General features: G+C 50.4%; 16 protein-coding genes. 14 read left to right on the top strand and 2 right to left on the bottom strand.

From position 1 onward, the window contains the following. Nucleotide 1 precedes the first annotated feature (1 nt). The 6 genes from AC5FX6_RS12540 (at nucleotide 2) to AC5FX6_RS12515 (ending at nucleotide 5,908) form a co-directional block, all read left to right on the top strand. On the top strand, nucleotides 2–1,750 hold the full coding sequence (locus AC5FX6_RS12540) for a glycoside hydrolase family 28 protein (protein ID WP_493597395.1): 1,749 nt from the start codon (nucleotides 2–4) through the stop codon (nucleotides 1,748–1,750). 93 nt (nucleotides 1,751–1,843) lie between these two features. Beyond that, nucleotides 1,844–2,665 carry a rhamnogalacturonan acetylesterase gene (locus AC5FX6_RS12535; protein WP_493597394.1) on the top strand — a complete coding sequence of 274 codons (822 nt, stop codon included), beginning with the start codon at nucleotides 1,844–1,846 and terminating at the stop codon, nucleotides 2,663–2,665. Between the two features lie 4 nt (nucleotides 2,666–2,669). After that, nucleotides 2,670–3,875 (top strand): dienelactone hydrolase family protein, encoded by a 1,206-nt coding sequence (locus tag AC5FX6_RS12530; RefSeq protein WP_493597393.1) that lies wholly within the window; start codon nucleotides 2,670–2,672, stop codon nucleotides 3,873–3,875. 21 nt (nucleotides 3,876–3,896) lie between these two features. Continuing rightward, nucleotides 3,897–4,307: a VOC family protein gene (locus AC5FX6_RS12525; protein WP_493597392.1), complete on the top strand. Its 411-nt coding sequence runs from the start codon at nucleotides 3,897–3,899 to the stop codon at nucleotides 4,305–4,307. A 124-nt stretch (nucleotides 4,308–4,431) separates the two neighbouring features. Further along, nucleotides 4,432–5,172, top strand: coding sequence for a rhamnogalacturonan acetylesterase (locus tag AC5FX6_RS12520; protein ID WP_493597391.1), 741 nt, complete (start codon nucleotides 4,432–4,434; stop codon nucleotides 5,170–5,172). A 49-nt stretch (nucleotides 5,173–5,221) separates the two neighbouring features. Further along, nucleotides 5,222–5,908, top strand: coding sequence for a LamG-like jellyroll fold domain-containing protein (locus tag AC5FX6_RS12515; protein WP_493597390.1), 687 nt, complete (start codon nucleotides 5,222–5,224; stop codon nucleotides 5,906–5,908). A gap of 109 nt (nucleotides 5,909–6,017) precedes the next feature. On the opposite strand, the gene AC5FX6_RS12510 is transcribed toward AC5FX6_RS12515, so the two are convergent. Continuing rightward, nucleotides 6,018–7,664 carry a UxaA family hydrolase gene (locus tag AC5FX6_RS12510; RefSeq protein WP_493597389.1) on the bottom strand — a complete coding sequence of 549 codons (1,647 nt, stop codon included), beginning with the start codon at nucleotides 7,662–7,664 and terminating at the stop codon, nucleotides 6,018–6,020. Nucleotides 7,665–8,073: 409 nt separating this feature from the next. Between AC5FX6_RS12510 and AC5FX6_RS12505 the strand changes: the two genes are divergently transcribed. The 3 genes from AC5FX6_RS12505 to AC5FX6_RS12495 all read left to right on the top strand — a co-directional run bounded on the left by AC5FX6_RS12505 (nucleotide 8,074) and on the right by AC5FX6_RS12495 (nucleotide 10,342). Continuing rightward, the gene (locus AC5FX6_RS12505; RefSeq protein ID WP_493597388.1) at nucleotides 8,074–8,610 is read left to right on the top strand and encodes a YceI family protein; all 537 of its coding nucleotides are present in this window, start codon (nucleotides 8,074–8,076) and stop codon (nucleotides 8,608–8,610) included. Between the two features lie 132 nt (nucleotides 8,611–8,742). Continuing rightward, on the top strand, nucleotides 8,743–9,678 hold the full coding sequence (locus AC5FX6_RS12500) for a ring-cleaving dioxygenase (RefSeq protein WP_493597387.1): 936 nt from the start codon (nucleotides 8,743–8,745) through the stop codon (nucleotides 9,676–9,678). 34 nt (nucleotides 9,679–9,712) lie between these two features. Further along, entirely contained in the window at nucleotides 9,713–10,342 is a 630-nt protein-coding gene (locus AC5FX6_RS12495) for an alpha/beta hydrolase (protein WP_493597386.1), read from the top strand. A 70-nt stretch (nucleotides 10,343–10,412) separates the two neighbouring features. Here the strand turns inward: AC5FX6_RS12495 and AC5FX6_RS12490 are convergent, their stop codons facing one another. Next, nucleotides 10,413–11,996 carry a hypothetical protein gene (locus AC5FX6_RS12490; RefSeq protein ID WP_493597385.1) on the bottom strand — a complete coding sequence of 528 codons (1,584 nt, stop codon included), beginning with the start codon at nucleotides 11,994–11,996 and terminating at the stop codon, nucleotides 10,413–10,415. Between the two features lie 493 nt (nucleotides 11,997–12,489). Here AC5FX6_RS12490 and AC5FX6_RS12485 point away from each other — a divergent pair, with 493 nt between their 5' ends. From AC5FX6_RS12485 to AC5FX6_RS12465, 5 genes are all read left to right on the top strand, one after another. Then, nucleotides 12,490–14,913, top strand: a complete 2,424-nt coding sequence (locus AC5FX6_RS12485) for a glycoside hydrolase family 2 protein (protein WP_493597384.1) — start codon at nucleotides 12,490–12,492, stop codon at nucleotides 14,911–14,913. Continuing rightward, entirely contained in the window at nucleotides 14,913–16,064 is a 1,152-nt protein-coding gene (locus tag AC5FX6_RS12480) for a galactokinase (protein WP_493597540.1), read from the top strand. The genes AC5FX6_RS12485 and AC5FX6_RS12480 overlap by 1 nt, the downstream gene beginning before the upstream one ends. Before the next feature lie 136 nt (nucleotides 16,065–16,200). Further along, nucleotides 16,201–17,235, top strand: coding sequence for a UDP-glucose--hexose-1-phosphate uridylyltransferase (locus tag AC5FX6_RS12475; protein WP_493597383.1), 1,035 nt, complete (start codon nucleotides 16,201–16,203; stop codon nucleotides 17,233–17,235). 96 nt (nucleotides 17,236–17,331) lie between these two features. Next, nucleotides 17,332–18,909, top strand: a complete 1,578-nt coding sequence (locus AC5FX6_RS12470) for a sodium/sugar symporter (RefSeq protein WP_493597382.1) — start codon at nucleotides 17,332–17,334, stop codon at nucleotides 18,907–18,909. 278 nt (nucleotides 18,910–19,187) lie between these two features. Further along, the gene (locus tag AC5FX6_RS12465; RefSeq protein ID WP_493597381.1) at nucleotides 19,188–20,459 is read left to right on the top strand and encodes an exo-beta-N-acetylmuramidase NamZ family protein; all 1,272 of its coding nucleotides are present in this window, start codon (nucleotides 19,188–19,190) and stop codon (nucleotides 20,457–20,459) included. Nucleotides 20,460–20,911: the final 452 nt, after the last annotated feature.

Raw genomic sequence — 20,911 nt, 5'->3', positions numbered from 1 at the left:
TATGATTACGAAGAAGTTCTTGAAACACCACTTGTTCCTGTTGGCAGGTATAGCCGGCGCGCTGCAGTTCGGCTGTCAGCAACAGCCAGCCGCTACAGCTACAGCCAATGCAACTGCCCCTGTGGCTACAACAGCTAGTACTGCCAGCAACGATTGGGTATACGAAGGCATCGAGTTTGATATGCCACGTGTACAGGAGCCAACTTTTGGCAACTATAGCGTGCGCATCACTGACTTTGGGGCAGTAAGCGATGGCCTCACCAAAAACACAGCTGCCTTTGAGAAAGCTATTGCCGATGTGGCGGCCAAAGGAGGCGGTAAAGTGATTGTGCCGCGCGGCATGTGGATGACCGGCCCGATCGTGCTCAAAAGTAACATCAACCTGCATGTAGAAGACGGTGCACTCGTGCTGTTCAGCAAAGACTTTGATGATTACCCGCTCGTGCAAACCAGTTTTGAAGGACTCAATACCTTCCGCCGCCAGTCACCTATCTCCGGGAATAATCTGGAGAACGTGGCGATTACCGGTAAAGGTGTGATCGACGGAAACGGCGATGCCTGGCGTCCGGTGAAGAAAACCAAAATGACCGATGCGCAGTGGAAGAACCTGTTGAAATCTGGTGGCGTGCTGAGCGATGATGGCAAGGTATGGTATCCAACAGAAGGCTCGAAACGTGGCGATACAAAAGATAACTTCAATGTGCCGATCCACTTCACGAAGAAGGAGCAGTTTGAGCCCGTGGCAGACTTTATGCGTCCGGTGCTCCTGAGTATCGTGAACAGTAAAAAAGTAATGCTGGACGGACCGACTTTCCAGAACTCCCCAGCCTGGAACCTGCACCCGCTGATGTGCGAAGACGTGACAATCCGCAACCTGACCGTGCGCAACCCCTGGTACTCGCAGAACGGCGACGGCCTGGATTTAGAGTCCTGCAAGAACGCCGTGGTGTATAACAACACCTTCGACGTAGGCGATGACGCCATCTGCATCAAATCCGGTAAAGACAAAGACGGACGTGATCGCGGTATGCCAACTGAAAACGTGATCGTGAAAAACAACGTGGTTTACCATGGCCACGGCGGCTTTGTGGTAGGCAGCGAAATGTCTGGCGGCGTAAGGAACGTGCACGTGTCTAACTGTACGTTCATTGGCACCGACATTGGCCTTCGCTTTAAGAGCACACGCGGACGTGGTGGTGTGGTGGAAAACATCTGGATCTCCAACATCGACATGATCAACATCCCGACACAGGCCATCAGCTTTAATCTATTCTATGGCGGTAACTCACCTACCATGGATGCTGAGCAGGGCGGGGCTAAGAAGGAAGAAAAGCTGGAGCCGGTGACAGAAAAGACACCATCGTTCAAGAACATCTACATGAAAAACATACGCGTGGCAGGAGCTGACGAGGCGCTGGCGCTGCAAGGACTGCCGGAGATGAACCTGCAGAATGTGAACATTGAGAATGCCGTACTGAAAGCCAAAAAAGGGATAACGGCGGTAGACTCTGACGGCATTGTGCTCAAAAATGTGAAGGTAGAAGCAGAACAGGGGCCAGCTTTGACCATCTTCAACAGCAAGAACATTGATATCACCGGGTTCACCTACAGCGCGAGCAAAGAGCCTGTGGTAAAGGTGCTGGGCCCGAAGACAAGCAATGTAAAGCTTGATAAAAAAGATTTTAAGGACGCTGCCAATCAGGTTTCGAAAGGCAAAGACCTGACCGACACGGCGCTCAATATTGAGTAGTAAGAACTTTCATTTGAAACACTAAGCATGGTCACTCTAGGGCCATGCTTTTTTATCTTTTCACACCAAAACTGTTAAACCTGAAGCAACCTTATGATGCAAAAACTAGCTTTTGGACTTGTGGCCCTTACACTGAGCCTTGTGCTGGTGGCTTTTGTGCCCCTCAAGAAGAAACCTGTCACCATATATCTGATTGGCGACTCTACCGTAGCCGACTACACTGGTGACTATGATGAAAAAGACTATATGACCTCCCGTTACCCGGTCGCCGGCTGGGGACAATTTTTTCAACCTTTCATGCGACCTGACAGCCTGCGCAAGATCAAGCATTTAATCAAAACGGACAGTGTAATCGTAACCGACAAAGCCAGAGGAGGACGCAGTACGCGTACTTTTTTTGAGGAAGGCCGCTGGGCGGAGGTCTATCGAGCGCTGCAGAAAAACGACTTGGTGCTGATTCAGTTTGGCCACAATGATGCCGCTGAAAATAAACCAGAGCGTTATACCAATATCACGGCCTATAAAGAATACCTCCGCCTGTACGTGCACCAGACCCGTGATAAAGGCGCTATACCTATTCTGCTGACACCCGTGAACCGCAACTACCCCTGGAAAGACGGTAAGCTGAGCAACGTGCACGGGGAATATCCACAAGCCGTGCGCGATGTGGCAAAGGAGCTGAACGTTCAGCTGATCGACCTCACGGAGCTTTCTATGGCTGCCTTCACAGCCAAAGGACAGGACTACGTAACAGATCATTATTTCATGAACCTGCCTGCAGGCAAGTATGTCGCTTATCCGGAAGGTCTGAAAGATAACACACATTTCCAGCCGGAGGGAGCAACGGCAGTGGCCCAGCTGGTTTTTCAGGGAATGCAGAACTTGAAAGCAAACACAGCGGTTGGGCGGAAGTAAGCTTATGAAGAGAATACGCTGCTTATACCTGATCGCCTTTTTTATAATATGCTGGTTACCTGTTCAGAGTCAAGACCAGACTTCTGATATAGGTAACTTCTACCCGGTACTGCACGAGTATGCAAGTCAGCAAAACAGCAGTCTCTCCTTCTTGGACAGCAAGCACCGCAATACAGAAAAGTGGCGGAAGGAAGCTAAGGGAAAACTGCAGGAGTTACTGGCTTACAACCCTGCGGCAGTTCCTTTACAAAGTCAGGTTATCAGCACCACCAAGCGCGATGGCTATACCCAGCACTTGGTGCGCTACTACGTTAGTGCAGGTCAGCAGACCGAGGCCTTTCTGCTTATACCTGATAACCTGACCAAACCTGCTCCGGCCATTATTGCCTTACACGACCACGGCGGATTTTACTTTTTTGGCAAGGAAAAGCACAGCCTGACCGATGACCAGCCAGCGGTACTCAAGACTTACATCGAGAACCTGTACGAGGGCAGAACCTATGCCGATGAGCTGGCTAAACGGGGTTTTGTGGTGCTTTCCCCCGATGCTCCTTACTTCGGCTCTCAAAGGCTAGACCCGGAGCAGGTGAGTGAGAACCTTACCAAAAACTATCACAAGCAGCTGACCGGTGACCGCGACGCCGACATTATAGCCTATAACAAGTTTGCCAACGGGCACGAGGCGGCTATCAACAAAACGGTGCTGGCAGCGGGCACCACCTGGCTGGGCATGATCGTGCAAAGCGACCGGGTAGCGATCGACTATTTGCTGTCACGGCCAGAGGTGGATCCAGAGCGCATCGGCTGCATGGGGCTGTCGCTTGGCGGATTGCGCAGCACGTACCTGTTCGGACTTGATGCCAGGATAAAGACAGGTATAGTGGCGGCTTTTTCGACTACTTTTGAGCACATGCTGCGCAATCACACCCGCCATACCTGGATGATGTACGTTCCCCGCCAAAACCTATACCTGGATCTGCCCGATGTGGCTTCGCTGAATGCACCGCGTCCGTTGTTGGTACAGAATTGTCAGCAGGACAAGCTTTTTAACCCAGCGGGCATGAAAGCTGCAGAAACAAAATTGACCGGCATCTACAGCAAGATGAAGGCTGCAGATAAATTCAAGGCTAGCTATTACGACGTGCCACACTCTATGACCATTGCCATGCAGAACGATGCTTTTGAGTGGCTGGAGAAATGGCTGAAATAAGTACGAAGAGAGAATACATTTATGAAATTAGAACACTTTGCGCTGAATGTAGAAGACCCGGTAGCCATGGCGGCCTGGTATGTAGAACTCCTGGGTATGACAATTGTCCGGCAGATGGAGCAGGCGCCTTTTATGACCTTTCTGGCCGATGACAGCGGGAGGGTTATGGTGGAGATATACCTCAACCCGGCTGACGAAGTGCCGACCTATCGGGAAATGAACCCGCTGTTGGTGCACCTGGCCTTTGTGTCCGAAAACCCAACTGCCGATCAGGATCGATTAGTCGCTGCAGGAGCAAGTTTGGTCTCGGAACAGCACTTGGAAGATGGTTCGCATCTGGTGATGCTGCGCGATCCCTGGGGCCTGGCCCTGCAGCTTTGTAAAAGGGGAGTGCCGATGCTTGCTGAGAAAGAACGTTTGTCGAAGGTATAGGCGCAAGTATTTAGGCTATTTAGAAAACGGTGACTGTTGCATTCATCCTATAATAGATAAAGCACCAGCCCTGAGAGTGGTCTGATTTCAAAGTGACAGATGTAAAATATTAAAGTGTGTTCGTATGAAAATATTCCTGTTGTTGGCGACTACATTACTGATGGCATTGCTTCCTGCCCAACAGAAGCAGCCCATCAAGGTATACCTGATCGGTGACTCTACCATCTCCATCAAAGAAACGAAAGCGTATCCGGAGACGGGTTGGGGAATGCCATTTGTACATTTCTTCGATTCGAGCGTGACAGTGGACAACCGGGCAAAAAATGGCCGCAGCACCCGCACTTTTATTGAGGAAGGCCTATGGCAACCTGTAGCCGACAACCTACAGGCTGGTGACTATGTGTTCATTCAGTTCGGGCACAACGACGAAGTAGAGACCAAAAAAAGCTACACCCCGCAGGACCAATACCGCGCTAATCTGGCACGGTTCGTACAGGAGACCAGAAAGAAAAAAGCTATACCTGTGCTGATCACGCCGGCTGCTCGTCGTCAGTTTGACGAAACCGGTAAGATTGTGGGAACACACGACACCTATTCAGCCATAGTGCGGGAGGTAGCCAAGAAGCACAAGGTGCCGCTTATCGACCTCGACAAGAAAAGTCAGGAGCTGCTGCAGCAGTTCGGCCCTGAAAACTCGAAGCACCTGTTCCTGCAACTGGAAGCCGGTGAGCATCCAAATTATCCCGAAGGCAAAGATGATAATACCCATTTCAGCGAACTGGGCGCACGCAAGATGGCGCAGCTGGTACTGGCCGGCATAAGAGAGCAGAAGCTGGAATTGGCAGATAGGATTGTGAAGAAGTAAGGGGTGGTGTAGCAATGGATGTGTGTGTCCTGAAACAGGTATAAGTGAAATGAAAAGTAAACAGCCGTGTTGGAGGAACGCTGTAGCAGGAGTAATGCTCGGTGTCCTGTGCCTGTCAGGTTTAAACTGTTCTAATCTCAGAACACAGGCATCGCAGCCGGGTGTAAAGGTATGGCAGGTCAATTCGCTCACGTCGATTGCGGGGCATCAGCCAACAGTAATAGGTAACCCAAAAGTAATTGATGCTGGGACGCGGGATAAGGCGATTGTGTTTGATGGTGTAGACGATGGGCTATTGATCAATGCAAATCCGATTGCCGAAGCAGAGGAGTTTGAAATAGAGGTGGAGTTTAAGCCTTATGCCGGTTATCCCGATAACATCGAGCAGCGCTTTCTGCATATACAGGACCCTACTAATCCAGACCGGAGAATCCTGATCGAACTTCGGCTCAACAAGCAGCAACAATGGTATGCCGACTTCTTTATGCGCACCGAGAACACAGCCCTTACCCTGATCGACTCTACCAAAACCCATCCGGTTGATGAATGGGCTACCATCAAGTTGCATTACAGACAAGGAAAGATGACAGGTTTTGTAAACGGCAGAGAAGAGGTGTCAGGAGAGATCACTTACTTGCCTATTAGTTCAGCTGCCAACACTTCCATTGGTACCCGCATGGATAAGCGCTCCTGGTTCAAAGGGACGATCAAGACAGTTCGCTTCACGACAAAGTAACCCATCACCAGTTAAGCTTAGGTATAGAAAAAGGCCGGCTCCTCTAAAGAAGATCCGGCCTTAACCCCATTTAACAAACTCAAAAAAAATCTGTTATCATTCAGGCGTATTACAATGATACGCCACGTTTCCAAGGTATAAAGTCATCCTGACCCAACAGCTGTGCTTTGGATTGAATGTTGCCACTCGCTACTTCAATGATATAGTCCAGCATTGCCTCTCCCATCTCTTCAATGGTTTTCTCGCCGGCTATCACCGGGCCTGTGTCCACATCGATGATATCCGGCATACGCTGTGCCAGTTTTGTGTTGGACGACACCTTGATCACCGGAGCGATCGGGTTACCGGTTGGGGTCCCAAGGCCTGTCGTGAACAGGATGACATTAGCGCCAGAGCCAGCCATAGCGGTCGTGCTTTCCACGTCATTGCCCGGCGTACACAGCAGGTTCAGTCCCGGATGGGTAGCGTATTCGCCATAGTCGAGCACATCCACCACCGGAGAGGTACCGCCTTTCTTGGCCGCACCCGCTGACTTGATCGCATCTGTGATCAGGCCGTCTTTAATATTGCCTGGGCTCGGGTTCATGTCGAAGCCAGAGCCTACTGCTTCTGCAGCACGCGCATAGGCACGCATCAGGTGCACGAAGCGGTCAGCTTTCTCGTCGCTTACGCAACGGTTAATCAGTTCTTGCTCCACGCCACACAGCTCCGGAAACTCCGACAGCATGGACTTACCGCCCAGCGCTACCACCAGGTCAGACACATGGCCTACGGCCGGGTTAGCCGAAATACCAGAGAAGCCATCGGAGCCGCCGCACTCCAGTCCGATCACCAATTTGCTGAGCGGAGCAGGCTCACGTTTTTGCTTGTTAGCCTCTACCAGCCCCAGGAACGTGCGTCGGATGGCCAGTGTTAGCAGCTCCTGCTCGGTACCCTCTTTCTGTTGCTCGAGTATAATAAGCGGTTTCGAGAAATTCGGATTAAGTGCTTTGATTCGCTCTTCAAGTATAGGCACCTGCGCATTCTGGCAACCCAGACTCAAGATCGTAGCGCCTGCCACATTCGGGTTATGGATATAACCAGCCAGAAGGGCGCAAAGCATATCCGAATCCTGGCGAATGCCACCGCAGCCGCCTTCGTGTGTTAGAAACTTGATGCCGTCGATGTTCTCAAAAATGCGCTGTTGTCCGTTCGAGGCAACTGAATTGAGCGGTAGTTTGGCTATTTCGTGTGTCTTGCCGGCCTGGTAAAGATCTACCATCTGCTGCACATACGACTTGTACAGATCCTGGTGTCCAAAGCCGAGTGTCTCCATGAAAGCCTGCTTAATGGTTTCCACGTTGCGGTTTTCGCAGAATACCAGCGGAATCACAAGCCAGTAATTACCCGTGCCTACCTGTCCGTCTTTGCGGTGGTAGCCCAGGAAAGTCTTGTCCACCCATTTCGACACGTCTGGTGCCTGCCAACCAATGGTTTTGGTCTTCCCCGTAAATCCTGATACCTGGTGTTTGACGTTGCCAGTTGTCAGGATACCGCCGGCAGGTATAGCTTCCACTGCCTTGCCTACCAGAGAACCATACATAATGATTTCCTGCCCGGGTGTCAGTTGCTGCTCGGCAAACTTATGCTTGGCAGGTATATTCGCCACAATCCCAATCTGTCTGCCATTGAATTCTACCACCTCACCTGCCTGCAGGTCTGTCAGGGCGACCAGCACATTATCCTCCGGATGAATCTTTAAAGTATTATTTGCCATGCTATTTAAATGCTCTTGTGTGCAATCGATTGCGCATTAAGACAAGTATACAGAAGTTTTAGGAAAATGAAAAATAATGAAGCAGAAGTTTTGCTGAAAACTTACACCATTGCTTGGGCAGCTTTATGTCATCTTGACCTTTGGGAGAAATCCGGATCTTTTATGCATTACCCAATTAACCCGGATTTTTTATTGCTTTCAAGAAGATAGTATTGCGTTTTATCCCTTGGGTTGGCAGCAGTAGAGGATACAGATAGCTTTCTAGTATCAGGTTGAATGTCCTTAAAAAACCAAAAATCCACAGAAAGGAAACCTTTTTAAAATAATTGATGTATATACATTTAAAGTCTATACATTTATTGTAAGTTTGTAGCAGAAAATCAATTCACCAATAAAACAGATACACATTATGTCAAACGTAAGATGGTCAGTAGACCCAACGCACAGCGAAGTACAGTTTAAAGTAAAGCACCTGATGATCACGACTGTGACAGGTTATTTTGAGAAGTTCACGGTAGAGGCCGAGAGCGAAGACGAGAACTTCAACGGTGCCAGCAACATTGTGTTTACAGCCGATGTGAACTCCATCAGCACCAACAATGAGCAGCGTGATACGCACCTGAAATCAGCTGACTTCTTTGATACGGAGAAACATGACGAGATTCGCTTTGTCGGCAAAAACTATGAACTTAACGGCAATGGCGAGGCTAAACTGCACGGTGACCTGACCATCCGTGATGTAACCAAGCCAATGACAGTTGACGTGGAGTTCGGCGGTACCGTAGTAGACCCTTACGGACAGCACAAAGCAGGCTTTACAGTAACTGGCAAGATCAGCCGCAAAGAGTTTGGCCTGACCTGGAATGCCGTAACAGAAGCGGGTAGTGTGGTGGTGAGCGACGAGATAAAGCTGCAGGCTGAAGTACAGTTGGTAAAGCAGGGCTAAGTTTGCACATTGTCACTTAGAATGCAAGGAGAAATCTGGAGAACAAATCGTCTTCAGATTTCTCCTGAGCATTCGGAATGACATCTTAACTCCCACCTCGCGTATACCTTATAACAGCTAAATTAAATTACCATGGAAGACAGAATCTTAGGAATCCACCATATCACAGCCATAGCTGATTCAGCAAAAAGCAACCTGGACTTTTATACCAAAGTGCTGGGCTTGAGGCTGCTTAAAAAGACGGTCAACTTCGATGACCCCGGCACCTATCACCTCTATTATGGCGATGAAGCGGGCAGTCCGGGGACTATCCTGACCTTCTTCCCATACCAGGGAGCACGCCGTGGCAAGGCAGGTACGGGTATGGCCACGCATATTGGCTACGCTGTTCCTGAGGGCAGCTTCGACTTCTGGATGAAGCGCTTCGAGGAACATGGAGTAAGTTACGGTCGCCCTGCGGAGAAATTCGGGGAGCAGTATCTGCCTTTCCAGGACCCGGATGGATTGTTGCTGGAACTGGTGATCCCTAAGAATGCTGACAACCGCAAGCCTTGGGAAACGGACGAAGTGAAAGCCGAGGTGGCAACCAAAGGTTTTCATAGTGTGACGCTGACTTTAGACAAGGCTGAAAGGACGGCAGCGATTCTGACCGATATCTTTGGTTATACCTTGCAAGACCAGACAGGGAACAGCTACAGGTATAGCACCGATGCGGTGGAAGGCGCCAACATCATTGACATTGTGGAGAACCCGAATGTAAGTCGTGGTGATGGCGGAGCAGGTACGAATCATCACATCGCTTTCCGGGTGAAAGACGAGGAGGTGCTGATGCGATTCCGTGAGAAAGTGGCCAGCAACGGCTTCAATATCACCGAGAAGATAGACCGCAACTACTTCTACTCCCTTTACTTCCGTGAGCCGGGTGGCGTGCTGTTCGAGATCGCAACCGACAATCCAGGCTTTGCGATAGACGAGCCGGTGGAAGAACTGGGCCAGAAGCTCCTGCTGCCACCGCAGTACGAACCGCACAGATCTAAAATAGAAGCTGCTCTGCCAAGTCTGGACTAAGACGGCAGACCGAAAACTGAACGAAAGGGACAGCATGTATACACACGAAAAGCAAGTATTGACGAAGGGCAAACCTCTGTCGGAAACAGGCAAGGCACTGGTCCTGATTCATGGGAGAGGGGCTACGGCTGCCAGTATATTACCGCTGGCGCAGGAACTGGGAGCCGATGATTTCACATGCTTCGCACCGCAGGCCACCAACAATACCTGGTATCCTTACAGTTTCATGGCCCCGGCAGCACAGAACCAGCCCGCGCTTGACTCGGCTCTTGAGCTGATCGATGAAACGGTGCAAGGTATAAAGGCTCAGGGTATCGCAAGCGAGAATATCTACCTAGTTGGCTTTTCGCAGGGTGCCTGCCTCACGGCTGAGTATGCTACCCGGCACGCACAGCGCTTCGGTGGCCTACTGATCTTCACGGGTGGCCTGATCGGGCAGGAACTGAATAGGGACAACTACAGCGGTGACTTTGCAGGAACACCTGTGTTCATTTCTACTGGTGACCCTGATCCGCATGTACCGGTGAGCAGGGTAGACGAGACTGTGAAGCAAATGGAAGGTATGGGCGCTCAAGTAACCCGCAAGGTATACCCGGGCCGACCACACACCATCTTACAGGAAGAGTTGGAGCTAGCCAGAGAGATAATGGTTACTAAAGAATAGTCTTATTGTTTAGCTGTAAACGAGAGAGCCGGAGGCGTCAGCTTCCGGCTCTCTCGTTTTGTAAGGTGTATTAATTCTGACTCTCGTAACCGAAATCCTTAAAGGTCTTGGCGATGTTCTCGTCGGTGGCTTTGCTCTTATTCTTCCAGTTAGCATCGAGCTCCAGCGCAACCAATCCTTTCAAATTCATGACCGCTACAAAATCATCCACATCTTTCAGGAAGTCCGGCTTGCGGCGGGATGACTTGAGCGCATACTTACGGGCGAAAACATCGCCTTTGGTTTGCAGTTCGTTGCGCTTCTCAATGATGTAATTCAGGCGCTCTACCAGGTCTTTGGTGGACCGGCCGATCACCTCTGTGGCTTCTAGTGTACCGATGGTCATGACGGTGGTGCCGCCGATAGTGGTGATCTTCTTGCTGGTAGCCGGCTCATCTATGATCACAGGAGCTATCCCCGTCACAGCACCCATGGAGGCATTGGCCAGAGAACGGCCTTTCTTTCCCTTTCGGGCGCGGTTATACTTCTTCTTCAGGTCTTTTTCGGTTTCCTTGAGCTGCTCCATCAGGTCCCAGGCACGTACCAGCGAAGCACGGTATTCGTTGTAAAGCTTCTGGTCTTTTTCACCTTCGTTCACCGCATTAAGGATCGTAAGAGAAAGCGTGCGCTCGTCTCGCTTGTTCGATTTATCCAGTACAAAGAAGGTCATCTCAAAAGCGACTGAGTCAAGCGGGTCACGCACAAAGTCATAGCCTGGTCTCCAGATAAACTCATACTGCGAAGGCGTATTCTTGACCAGAGCGGAGGCCGGCACATTGGTATTAGTCGAGATAAAGCTAAACGAAGCGATGTCGGCCTCGCCGTTCGGATCATAGATCTGAAACTTGATGTTTACAGTAGCGTCCTCTTTGTAAACAAAGCGCTTCTGTGACGGAATCATCTGCAGGGTAGGGGGCAGGTCCTGCTGCGTTACCTCCACTTTAAAGGAACCGCGGGTGCGGGCTTTCGCAGGCTGATCCTCTACGTAAAACTCAACCAGGATCGGCTTATTGCGCAGGCGGTTGAACTGCGTGAGCGAAGGCCTCCAGGTAAATTCGCCCTGCGCCGAAAGCTTGGCACCCTCCGGCATCCCATCCGCAATGGCTACAAACACGATCGGGTCCTCATCTTCGTCCTGCACAGCGGCCGACTCAATGGTATAGGTATTCTGGGTGTTGTAGCGCACATAAAGCGGCTTCAGTTCGCCTACTACTGGTGGACGGTTCACGTGCTCTACCTTAAAGTCCACTACCTGGCTGGTGCTTTCGTCTTTCTCGTTGCGGGCCTCAAAGATCACCTGCAGAATACGTCCACCGCTCAGGCGGTCCACAAAGTCGTAACTGGGCGTCCAGGAGAAGTAGCCGAGCGAGTCGAAGACCATGCCATCGACCTTGCCTTGCTTGATGCTATACCTGAACTCCGTGCCCGTGCCACCACTGGCCTGTACCTTAAATTCGAGCTGCTGCCCTTCTTTGAGCACGTTCCAGCCGGGCTCAGTCGGGAATTGCAGCTTGATAGCAGATGGCCTGGAAGATTTGCCGGAAGGTGCGTCCTGGGCAATTGCTTGGCTGATTATGAGTATCAGAAGAGAAAAAAGAAGTAGACTCTTTTTCATATAAGGTGAATTGTACAATAAGGTGCGTAGAGAATGCTTTAATTTAAAACGTCCTTTAGAACGGGCAGGAACCAGCTTCAGAATGGTACTAAAGCTGCATAGAAGCGTTGTGCGTCCTGAGGTAGCGAATTGTGGCTTCCGCTGCAAAATGAGTGCTGTATGAAAGACGGAGTTTGAACATGCTCTTTTAGAAGCCTCTAAGTTAGCAAAGACTTCTGCGTTTATCAAAGCAGCCCCACCTCTAAAATTTTAAGCAGTCCCGTTCTCAATTCCGGCGAGTAAAAATATTATACAGGATTGCACTATACCTGGTGTTAAGGGATGGAGAGATGGCGAAATGATGATGAGCAGCCAAATGGTCTGTTTTTGTCTTTAGAAAAGCTTTATCTTCAGGTATGCCAAACGCAGGGCATTATTTTTCGTTTGTAAGCAGGCCGGTAAAACGGATGCAAGTCCCGTTACCAGGCATGCCGTCTACAGAAAAATCATCTCTATGCTCAAGTTTAGATTTCTGCTATACCTTCTGCCGTTGGTTCTCAGCGTAGTAGCGGCAGGCTGTTCCACTCAATCAGGAAGGCCTGCGCTTCTTGCGACTGCTTCTGAAACCGAAACAAGGCAATTGTTCAATGAGGAGTGGGACTTTGTGCGGGATCTCGACACCAGCAACTTTGTGGCGAAGCTTCCGGAGTTCGCCTCTGGCCGGATCAGTTGGGAGCGGGTGACATTGCCGCACACAGCTCGGGTAGAGCTTATTCACAAAACAGAGCAACAATGGCAGGGCACGGCTCTCTACCGCAAGATCTTCCGCCTGCCCGACAGTGACAAAGGCCGGCATATTGCGCTGCACTTTGAGGCGGCGATGCAGGTAGCAGATGTATACCTGAATGGCAAGCACTTGCAGCGTCACCTGGGTGGTTATCTTCCTTTTTATGTCGATATCAGTGCGCATGTGCGGTTTGGGGAAGAAAACATTCTACTGGTGCTGCTCAACAATGAAGACAACCCGGATTTTCCGCCGGGCAAGCCACTGGCTGACCTGGATTTCAACTATTACAGCGGCCTTTACCGCAACGTATACCTGATCTCGAAAGACAAACTGCATATACCGGATGCCGTGGCAGCTAACCGTGTGGCGGGAGGCGGTGTGTTGCTGCATTACGAAAACGTAAGCACCAGCCAGGCCACCCTGCATGTGCAGACCGAGGTCAAGAATGACCATGCAGAGAACCGAAACGCTCAGATCAGGCTACTCTTATCGGACGCCGAAGGTAATACGGTGGGGGAAGCACTTGCTGAGGCTACGCAGGTAGCAGCAGGGGAGTATGGTACTTTCCGGCAGCAGATCAGCATCCAAGAGCCACAGCTATGGTCACCGGACAAGCCCCATCTCTATACCTTAACGGTAGAGCTGTTGCAAGACGGGAAAGTATTGGAACAAACGCAGCTCAAAACCGGTGTCCGGACTTTCCGGTTTGCTAAAGATGGTTTTTACCTCAACGGTGAAAAGCTATACCTGCGCGGTACCAACCGCCACCAAGAGTATCCCTACGTAGGTTATGCCCTCTCCGATAATGCCAATTACCGGGATGCTTACAAGATAAAGGAAGCGGGCTTCAACTTTGTGCGTCTCTCACACTACCCACAGTCGCCGAGCTTTATGCGGGCCTGTGACGAACTGGGGCTGCTGGTGATGGACGCCATACCTGGCTGGCAGTTTTTCGGGGACGAGGAATTTCAGGACAATGCGATACAGGATGTGCGCGACATGGTGCGCCGCGACCGCAATTATACCTCGGTGGTGCTTTGGGAAGCCTCGCTCAACGAGTCAGGTATGACGCAGGAGTTTATGCAGCGTGCACACGCTGCCGTGCACGAAGAGCTGCCTTTCGGGGAGGTCTATACCTGCGGCTGGCTTGATGAGGTATACGATGTGTTCATCCCAGCCCGCCAGCATGGCAAAGCGCCCGACTACTGGAACAAGTACGCCAAAGACAAACCGATCTTTATAGCTGAATACGGCGACTGGGAATACTATGCTCAAAATGCCGGTTTCAATCAGAAAGAGTTTAAGAACCTGAAAGAAGACGAGCGTACCTCCCGGCAGCTGCGCGGCTTCGGTCAGAAGCGCCTGATGCAGCAGGCGCTTAACTATCAGGAGGCACACAACAGCAATCTGCAAGGGCCGGCTGTGGGCGATGCCAACTGGCTGATGTTTGACTACAAACGCGGCTATGCCGACGATATCGAGTCCTCGGGCATCATGGACATCGTGCGCCTGCCCAAGTTTGCCTATTACTTTTACCAGAGCCAGGCTGGTCCGGATGTGAATAAGGACGCTGAGTTCCACAAACCAATGGTGTTCATCGCCAACTACTGGACCAATCCTGCACTAAAAACCGTGCGCGTGTTTAGCAATTGCGAGGAAGTAGAGCTGCAACTCAATGGCAAAACCATTACCCGTCAGCAACCAGACAAAGGACCAAACGCCACATATCTGCCACATCCGCCGTTTACATTTGAAGTACCGAAATACGAAGCTGGAAAGCTCACCGCAATTGGCTACATTGGAGGCAAGAAAGCAGCCATGCATACCCAGCAAAGCGCCGGCAAAGCCACTAAACTGGAGCTTCGCGCCGACTACAGCGGTAAGCCCCTGCAGGCAGGTGTCAACGATGTGGTGTTCGTCTATGCAAGCATCACCGATGCTGATGGTGTGGTAGTGCCTGGTGCAACGAATCAGGTGAGCTTTACACTGGAAGGTGATGCTGAGATTGTCGGCGCCTCCACTGTGGCAGCCGAAGCAGGTATAGCGGCTGTGTTGGTGAAAGCTGGTAAGCAAGGAGGAAGTATAAAAGTGCAGGCGCAAAGTCAGGGTCTTGAAATGGGAAGCTATACCTTGAAAATACAGAATAAATGATGCTAAACGATATAAAAAAAACCTTTCAAGCCCGTTTCGGCGGAAAGCCAGTTATTGTCCGCTCACCCGGTCGGGTAAACCTGATCGGCGAGCACACGGACTACAACGAAGGTTTCGTGTTGCCGGCTGCTATCAACAAGGAGATTTACTTTGCCTTGTCGCCAAATCAGTCCAACACGTTTCGGGTTTACGCTTACGACCTGCAGCAGGAAGCAGAATTTGATTTGCACCAAGTACAGCGCTCCGAATTAGGCTGGGCGAATTATCTGCTCGGCGTGATCGCGCAGTTGCAGCAGGCCGGGCATGAAGTGAGAGGCTTCGATTTAGTGTATGGCGGCAATATCCCCATCGGGGCAGGGCTCTCGTCTTCAGCGGCCGTGGAGTGCGGACTGGCTTTTGGGCTGAATCACATCTTTAAGTACGGTATACCTAAATTCGACCTGGTAAAGATGGCGCAGATGGCCGAGCATACTTATGCTGGGGTTCGCTGCGGCATTATGGACCAGTTTGCCAGCATGTACGGCCGTCAGCAGCACGCTGTCAAGCTCGACTGCCGCTCCCTCGACTTCGACTACTACCCGCTGGACATGGCCGACTACCGCATTGTGCTTTGCGACACGCAGGTAAAGCATAGCCTGGCCTCGTCGGAGTACAACACTCGCCGACAGGAGTGCGAAGCCGGTGTCGCTTTGCTGCAGCGCCACTACCCACAGGTGCACAGTCTTCGTGACGTTACCGTGGCCATGCTGGAGCAGCATCAGGAAGAGTTTAATCCGGTAGTGTACAGGCGATGCTCGTATGTCGTGCATGAGAACATCCGTGTGGAGGAAGCCTGTCGGGCTCTCGAGCAGGGCGATCTCCATACCTTTGGCGAAAAGATGTATGCCTCGCACCACGGTCTGCAGCACGACTACGAAGTGAGCTGTCCGGAGTTGGACTTCCTGGTAGACCAGACGAGTGATATGGAAGAAGCGATGGGAGCCCGTATGATGGGCGGTGGTTTTGGTGGCTGTACCATTAATCTTGTGAAGCTGGACGCACTGCAGGTTTTCATCCAGAATATGGAGGAAGCTTACAAACTGCGGTTCGGCATTAACCTGAAAACCTATGTTGCCGAGCTTGTGGATGGCACTAGTCTGATACAAGAGTAAGTATAAGAACCTTGGAGGAATAATTAACCAAAATGGCAGCGGACTTAACCTCTTATCACCTGCCACCAGGATTCTTTCAGAATGACAAAAAATACAATGGCCTTGCTTTCGAAGCAGTAAACTAATTAAACATACCATGGCTACTTTTGATCTGGCAGAACATCCGCATCGTCGCTACAACCCGCTCACCGGTGAGTGGGTGCTGGTATCGCCGCATCGTTCCAAGCGCCCCTGGCAAGGACAGCAGGAGGAGGAGAGCTGCGAGACACGCCCCGAGTATGACCCCAGTTGCTACTTGTGCCCTACCAATACCCGCGCCAACGGTGAGCAGAACCCCGCTTATACCTCAACCTATGTGTTCGACAACGACTTCGGTGCCTTGCAAGCAGACGTGCCCCAGGGGGCCTATGTAGTGGGTGATCTGATACGGGCTGAGAGTGAGCGTGGCATTTGCCGGGTTATCTGCTTCTCGCCAAGGCACGACCTGACATTGGCGGAGATGGAAGCTGCCGACATCCGCCAGGTGGTTGACCTCTGGCAAAAGGAGTATGCCGAACTGGGTAAGCTGGACTTCATCAACTACGTGCAGATATTTGAAAACAAAGGCAGTATCATGGGCTGCAGCAACCCGCACCCGCACGGACAGATCTGGGCGCAGAGCACAGTGCCGGTAGAGCCAGCCAAAGAAACTGCGCAACAGACCCAGTACTTTGAACAGTACGGTCGCAGCCTTCTGGCAGATTACCTGCAACTGGAGCTGGAGAACGGTGAAAGGGTGGTGGTGGAGAACGAGCATTTTGCGGCGCTGGTACCGTTTTGGGCTGTGTGGCCTTTCGAAACCATTATTATTAGCAAGCGCCATTACCAGCACATCGGGCAGATGACTGATGAAGAGAAAGATGGTTTCAGTCAGATCATTCAATCGCTCACGGCCACTTACGATCGGGTGTTTGGTGTGTCTTTTCCGTACTCATCAGGTATACACCAGAGTCCTACGGATGGACAGCCGTACCCAGGCTGGCACTTTCACATGCATTTTTACCCGCCACTGTTGCGTTCGGCCACTGTTAAGAAGTTTATGGTAGGCTACGAGATGATGGGAAATCCACAGCGCGACATTACCCCGGAAGCAGCTGCTAAGCTGTTGCGAAGCCTGGTGAAGTCATTGTAAAAGCCAGGTGGCGAGGGCTAATTGAAAATAACTGTTTCTGCATGTACTATTTATTGAATCTAATATTATATATTAGCTATTCTAAATAACCATGCAATGAACTTTTCTACACTGGATTTTGCCATTTTTATTGGCTACTGTGTGCTTATTATAGCGGTCGGCATTTGGGTGTCCCGCGAAAAGAAAGGCCACATCAAAAACTCAACTGACTACTTCCTGGCTAGTAAGTCCCTGCCCTGGTGGGCGATCGGAGCTTCGCTCATCGCCTCCAACATCTCGGCTGAGCAGTTTATCGGTATGTCAGGCTCTGGTTTTGCCATCGGTTTAGGTATAGCCAGTTACGAGTTTATGGCGGCGGCTACACTCATCATTGTGGCAAAGTTTTTCCTGCCGATCTATATCAAAGAAGGCATTTTCACCATGCCGCAGTTCCTGAAGCTGCGCTATGACGATCGCATCCGCACCAGCCTGGCCATTTTCTGGATCATGCTCTACATTTTCGTGAACCTGACCACGGTGCTATACCTGTCGGCACTTGCCCTCAGTGTGGTGTTTGGCGTGAGCACGATGTGGGCCATCGTTGGCCTGGCCGTAGTGGCGGTTTCCTACTCGATCTATGGAGGTCTCAAAGCCGTGGCCTGGACTGACGTGATTCAGGTGGTGTTCCTGATCCTGGGTGGTCTGGTGACGACTTTCCTGGCACTGGATGCCGTGAGTGGTGGTGAAGGCCCGATGCGTGGTATGGCGATGCTGTTTGAGCAGGCGCCCGAGAAGTTTGACATGATCCTGTCCGAGGAGAACCCTTTCTACAAAGACTTGCCAGGTATGACGGTGCTATTCGGAGGTATGTGGATCGCCAACATCAGCTACTGGGGTTTCAACCAATATATTGTACAGCGTGCCCTGGCCGCCAAGAGTTTGAAAGAAGTGCAGTGGGGTCTGGTGTTCGCCGCTTTCCTGAAGCTCTTGATCCCGTTGGTAGTGGTGATTCCAGGTATAGCGGCCTTTGCCCTGAATGCTGAGATCAGCCGTTACGATGAAGCCTATCCATGGCTACTGAGCAACCTGGTACCGACTGGTCTGAAAGGCTTAGCCTTTGCCGCCCTGATGGCAGCGGCTCTATCTTCACTTAGCTCAATGATGAACTCTACAGCCACGATCTTTACCATGGACATCTACAAGGCCCACCTCAAGCCGGAAGCCAACGAAAAGCAGTTGGTTGTGATCGGACGACTGGTGAGTTTAACGGCCATTATCATTGCCGTACTGGTAGCAGAGCCACTGCTGGGAGGGGAGGAGCAAATCTTCCAGTTCATCCAGAAGTATACCGGCTATGTGAGCCCGGGCATCGTGGTGCTATTCGTGTTTGGTCTGTTCTGGAAAAAGGCCACTTCTAATGCCGCGCTTGCCACGGCCATCGCTTCAGTGCCATTCAGTATTGCCATCGACCAGTTATTTCCAACCATGCCGTTTCTGGACCAGATGGGTATCGTGTTCCTGTTGCTGTCTACGCTGATGGTTGTGTACTCACTTTATGAGAATAGGTCACGAGGCATCACACCGGCCAATCCAATTCAATACGAAAGGTCGCTGTTCCGAACAGATATGATCTTCAATGTGGCTTCCTTTGCCATCGTGTTGACCCTAGCTGCCATCTATATTATCTTCTGGTAAACTAATATAAAACCAGCGGTTGCGAAGGGCAGGTATAGCGAGGCTATACCTGCCCTTCGCTTTTATAGATTATTAAAATGCTAAGATCACCCCCGTTTGTGTGCATGTTTTTGCGGATTTGATAAAATAATCAGCATAAAATTTGGTATATATAAATATAAATGAGTTAATTAGTGAAGGAAAAAGCAGGTATAGCAAAAGAGATTGCATAAAGCTGCGTATTTGGCTTCTCGCCGAGCCTTTAAAGTAGGTCGGGCTGCCGGAGTAATTAATTAACTATGGATACTTCCTTTAAAGTAAAAATGCTGGTGAATAGTGCGCTGGCTATCATGCTGGCTGCTGTATCATGCAAAGCGCCACAGTCGGGTGAGACCTCGCCGGTAGCACAAAGCACTATAACGGCTCCCGTTGCGGCCAAGCAGTCTTCCCTTGTAACCGGTGCTGACCAGACCGAGGCCTATCTGCCATACCTGAAGGGTAAGCGCGTCGCGATGGTGGTGAATCCCACCTCCATTATCGGCAACAAGCTGAGTGTAGACAGTTTGCATGCACTTGGTGTAAACATCGTGAAAGTGTTCGGTCCGGAGCATGGCTTCAGAGGGGATGCCAGTGCCGGTATTAAGGTAGACGACAGCGTGGATCCTAAGACAGGTATACCGGTGGTGTCACTTTACGGTAAGCGCAGCAAGCCTGCGAAAGAAGACCTGGCCGATGTGGATCTGATGATCTTTGATATACAGGATGTAGGCACCCGTTTCTATACCTATACTATTACGCTGCACCGTGTCATGGAGGCCTGCGCCGAAAACGGAGTGGAACTCATGGTGCTGGACAGGCCTAACCCCAATGGCTTCCTGATAGACGGCCCCATTCTGGAGCCGGAAAACAAATCCGGAATAGGTATACATCCTATACCTATAGCGCACGGCCTGACAGTGGGCGAGTTTGCTCAGATGATCAACGGCGAAAAGTGGCTGGCGAATGGTGTGCAGTGCAAGCTCAACATCGTGAAGGTCAAAAACTATAACCACGATATGCCTTACGACTTACCTGTATGGCCATCTCCAAACCTGAACACACAGCAGTCTATTCTGCTATACCCATCTACTTGCCTGTTTGAAGGCACTATTTTTAATCATGGTCGCGGCACACTGTTTCCTTTCACAGTGATGGGGCATCCGGATATGAAAGATAAGTACTCCTATAGCTATACCCCTACAGGTATTAAAGGTATGGCTGAGACACCTCTGCATCAGGATAAGGTTTGCTACGGACTAGACCTGCGTAATTATGATGTGAGTACGTTCCGGAAAACTGGCAGAATTAACCTGAGCTGGATGATCGAGCTTTACCAGGCCTATCCGGATAAGGAGCGTTTCTTTGATCAATCGCAGAGTAATCAGATCGGTAACATTGACCGGCTGGCAGGTACGAAAAAATTCAGGGAACAGATCATTGCCGGTGTTTCTGAAGAGGAGATTCGCCAGAGTTGGGAGCCAGGACTGAGCCAGTACAAAGAGAAACGCAAGAAGTATCTGCTATACCCTTGATGCCAGATATAGGCTGGATTGAAAAATTTCGGGAACAGAGCAATAGTGCCCAAAGCATTAAGGGCTGCATGCATAATATGTTATAGATTAATCACTTGATGAAATGAGGTCTAACAACGCAGCTTGTGGTTTCATCTATGCTTTGTTCTGAATAGTAATTGATTGCCGAGTTGTGCGTGTTTGTACTTGACTGGTAATTTCAGTGTGTAAGTGAAAATGCATGTTTAATGCTGATAAAAGCCTGATTGTAAGGGTAAATATTTTTATTAGATTTATAATTTAAAAATTTATTAAATAAGTTTAATTTTTAATGCGCTTTTTTGCGGATTTGGCTTAATGCGATGATTGCCGATTTGTTCTTTGTTGCTTAAAATCATTGCAATAACCTGTGTGCTGTTCAGCTTTTTTAGTAGCTTTAATGTAAATTTAATATATACGAGGATTCAAGATCA

The sequence above is a fragment of the Pontibacter sp. LHS2 genome, assembly GCF_058932845.1.
This window is presented reverse-complemented; position numbering and strand designations above follow the sequence as displayed.

Coding starts and splice junctions, on each gene's coding strand:
- AC5FX6_RS12540 (WP_493597395.1), top strand. CDS start 2: ATGATTACGAAGAAGTTCTTGAAACACCACTTGTTCCTGTTGGCAGGT.
- AC5FX6_RS12535 (WP_493597394.1), top strand. CDS start 1,844: ATGATGCAAAAACTAGCTTTTGGACTTGTGGCCCTTACACTGAGCCTT.
- AC5FX6_RS12530 (WP_493597393.1), top strand. CDS start 2,670: ATGAAGAGAATACGCTGCTTATACCTGATCGCCTTTTTTATAATATGC.
- AC5FX6_RS12525 (WP_493597392.1), top strand. CDS start 3,897: ATGAAATTAGAACACTTTGCGCTGAATGTAGAAGACCCGGTAGCCATG.
- AC5FX6_RS12520 (WP_493597391.1), top strand. CDS start 4,432: ATGAAAATATTCCTGTTGTTGGCGACTACATTACTGATGGCATTGCTT.
- AC5FX6_RS12515 (WP_493597390.1), top strand. CDS start 5,222: ATGAAAAGTAAACAGCCGTGTTGGAGGAACGCTGTAGCAGGAGTAATG.
- AC5FX6_RS12510 (WP_493597389.1), bottom strand. CDS start 7,664: ATGGCAAATAATACTTTAAAGATTCATCCGGAGGATAATGTGCTGGTC.
- AC5FX6_RS12505 (WP_493597388.1), top strand. CDS start 8,074: ATGTCAAACGTAAGATGGTCAGTAGACCCAACGCACAGCGAAGTACAG.
- AC5FX6_RS12500 (WP_493597387.1), top strand. CDS start 8,743: ATGGAAGACAGAATCTTAGGAATCCACCATATCACAGCCATAGCTGAT.
- AC5FX6_RS12495 (WP_493597386.1), top strand. CDS start 9,713: ATGTATACACACGAAAAGCAAGTATTGACGAAGGGCAAACCTCTGTCG.
- AC5FX6_RS12490 (WP_493597385.1), bottom strand. CDS start 11,996: ATGAAAAAGAGTCTACTTCTTTTTTCTCTTCTGATACTCATAATCAGC.
- AC5FX6_RS12485 (WP_493597384.1), top strand. CDS start 12,490: ATGCTCAAGTTTAGATTTCTGCTATACCTTCTGCCGTTGGTTCTCAGC.
- AC5FX6_RS12480 (WP_493597540.1), top strand. CDS start 14,913: ATGCTAAACGATATAAAAAAAACCTTTCAAGCCCGTTTCGGCGGAAAG.
- AC5FX6_RS12475 (WP_493597383.1), top strand. CDS start 16,201: ATGGCTACTTTTGATCTGGCAGAACATCCGCATCGTCGCTACAACCCG.
- AC5FX6_RS12470 (WP_493597382.1), top strand. CDS start 17,332: ATGAACTTTTCTACACTGGATTTTGCCATTTTTATTGGCTACTGTGTG.
- AC5FX6_RS12465 (WP_493597381.1), top strand. CDS start 19,188: ATGGATACTTCCTTTAAAGTAAAAATGCTGGTGAATAGTGCGCTGGCT.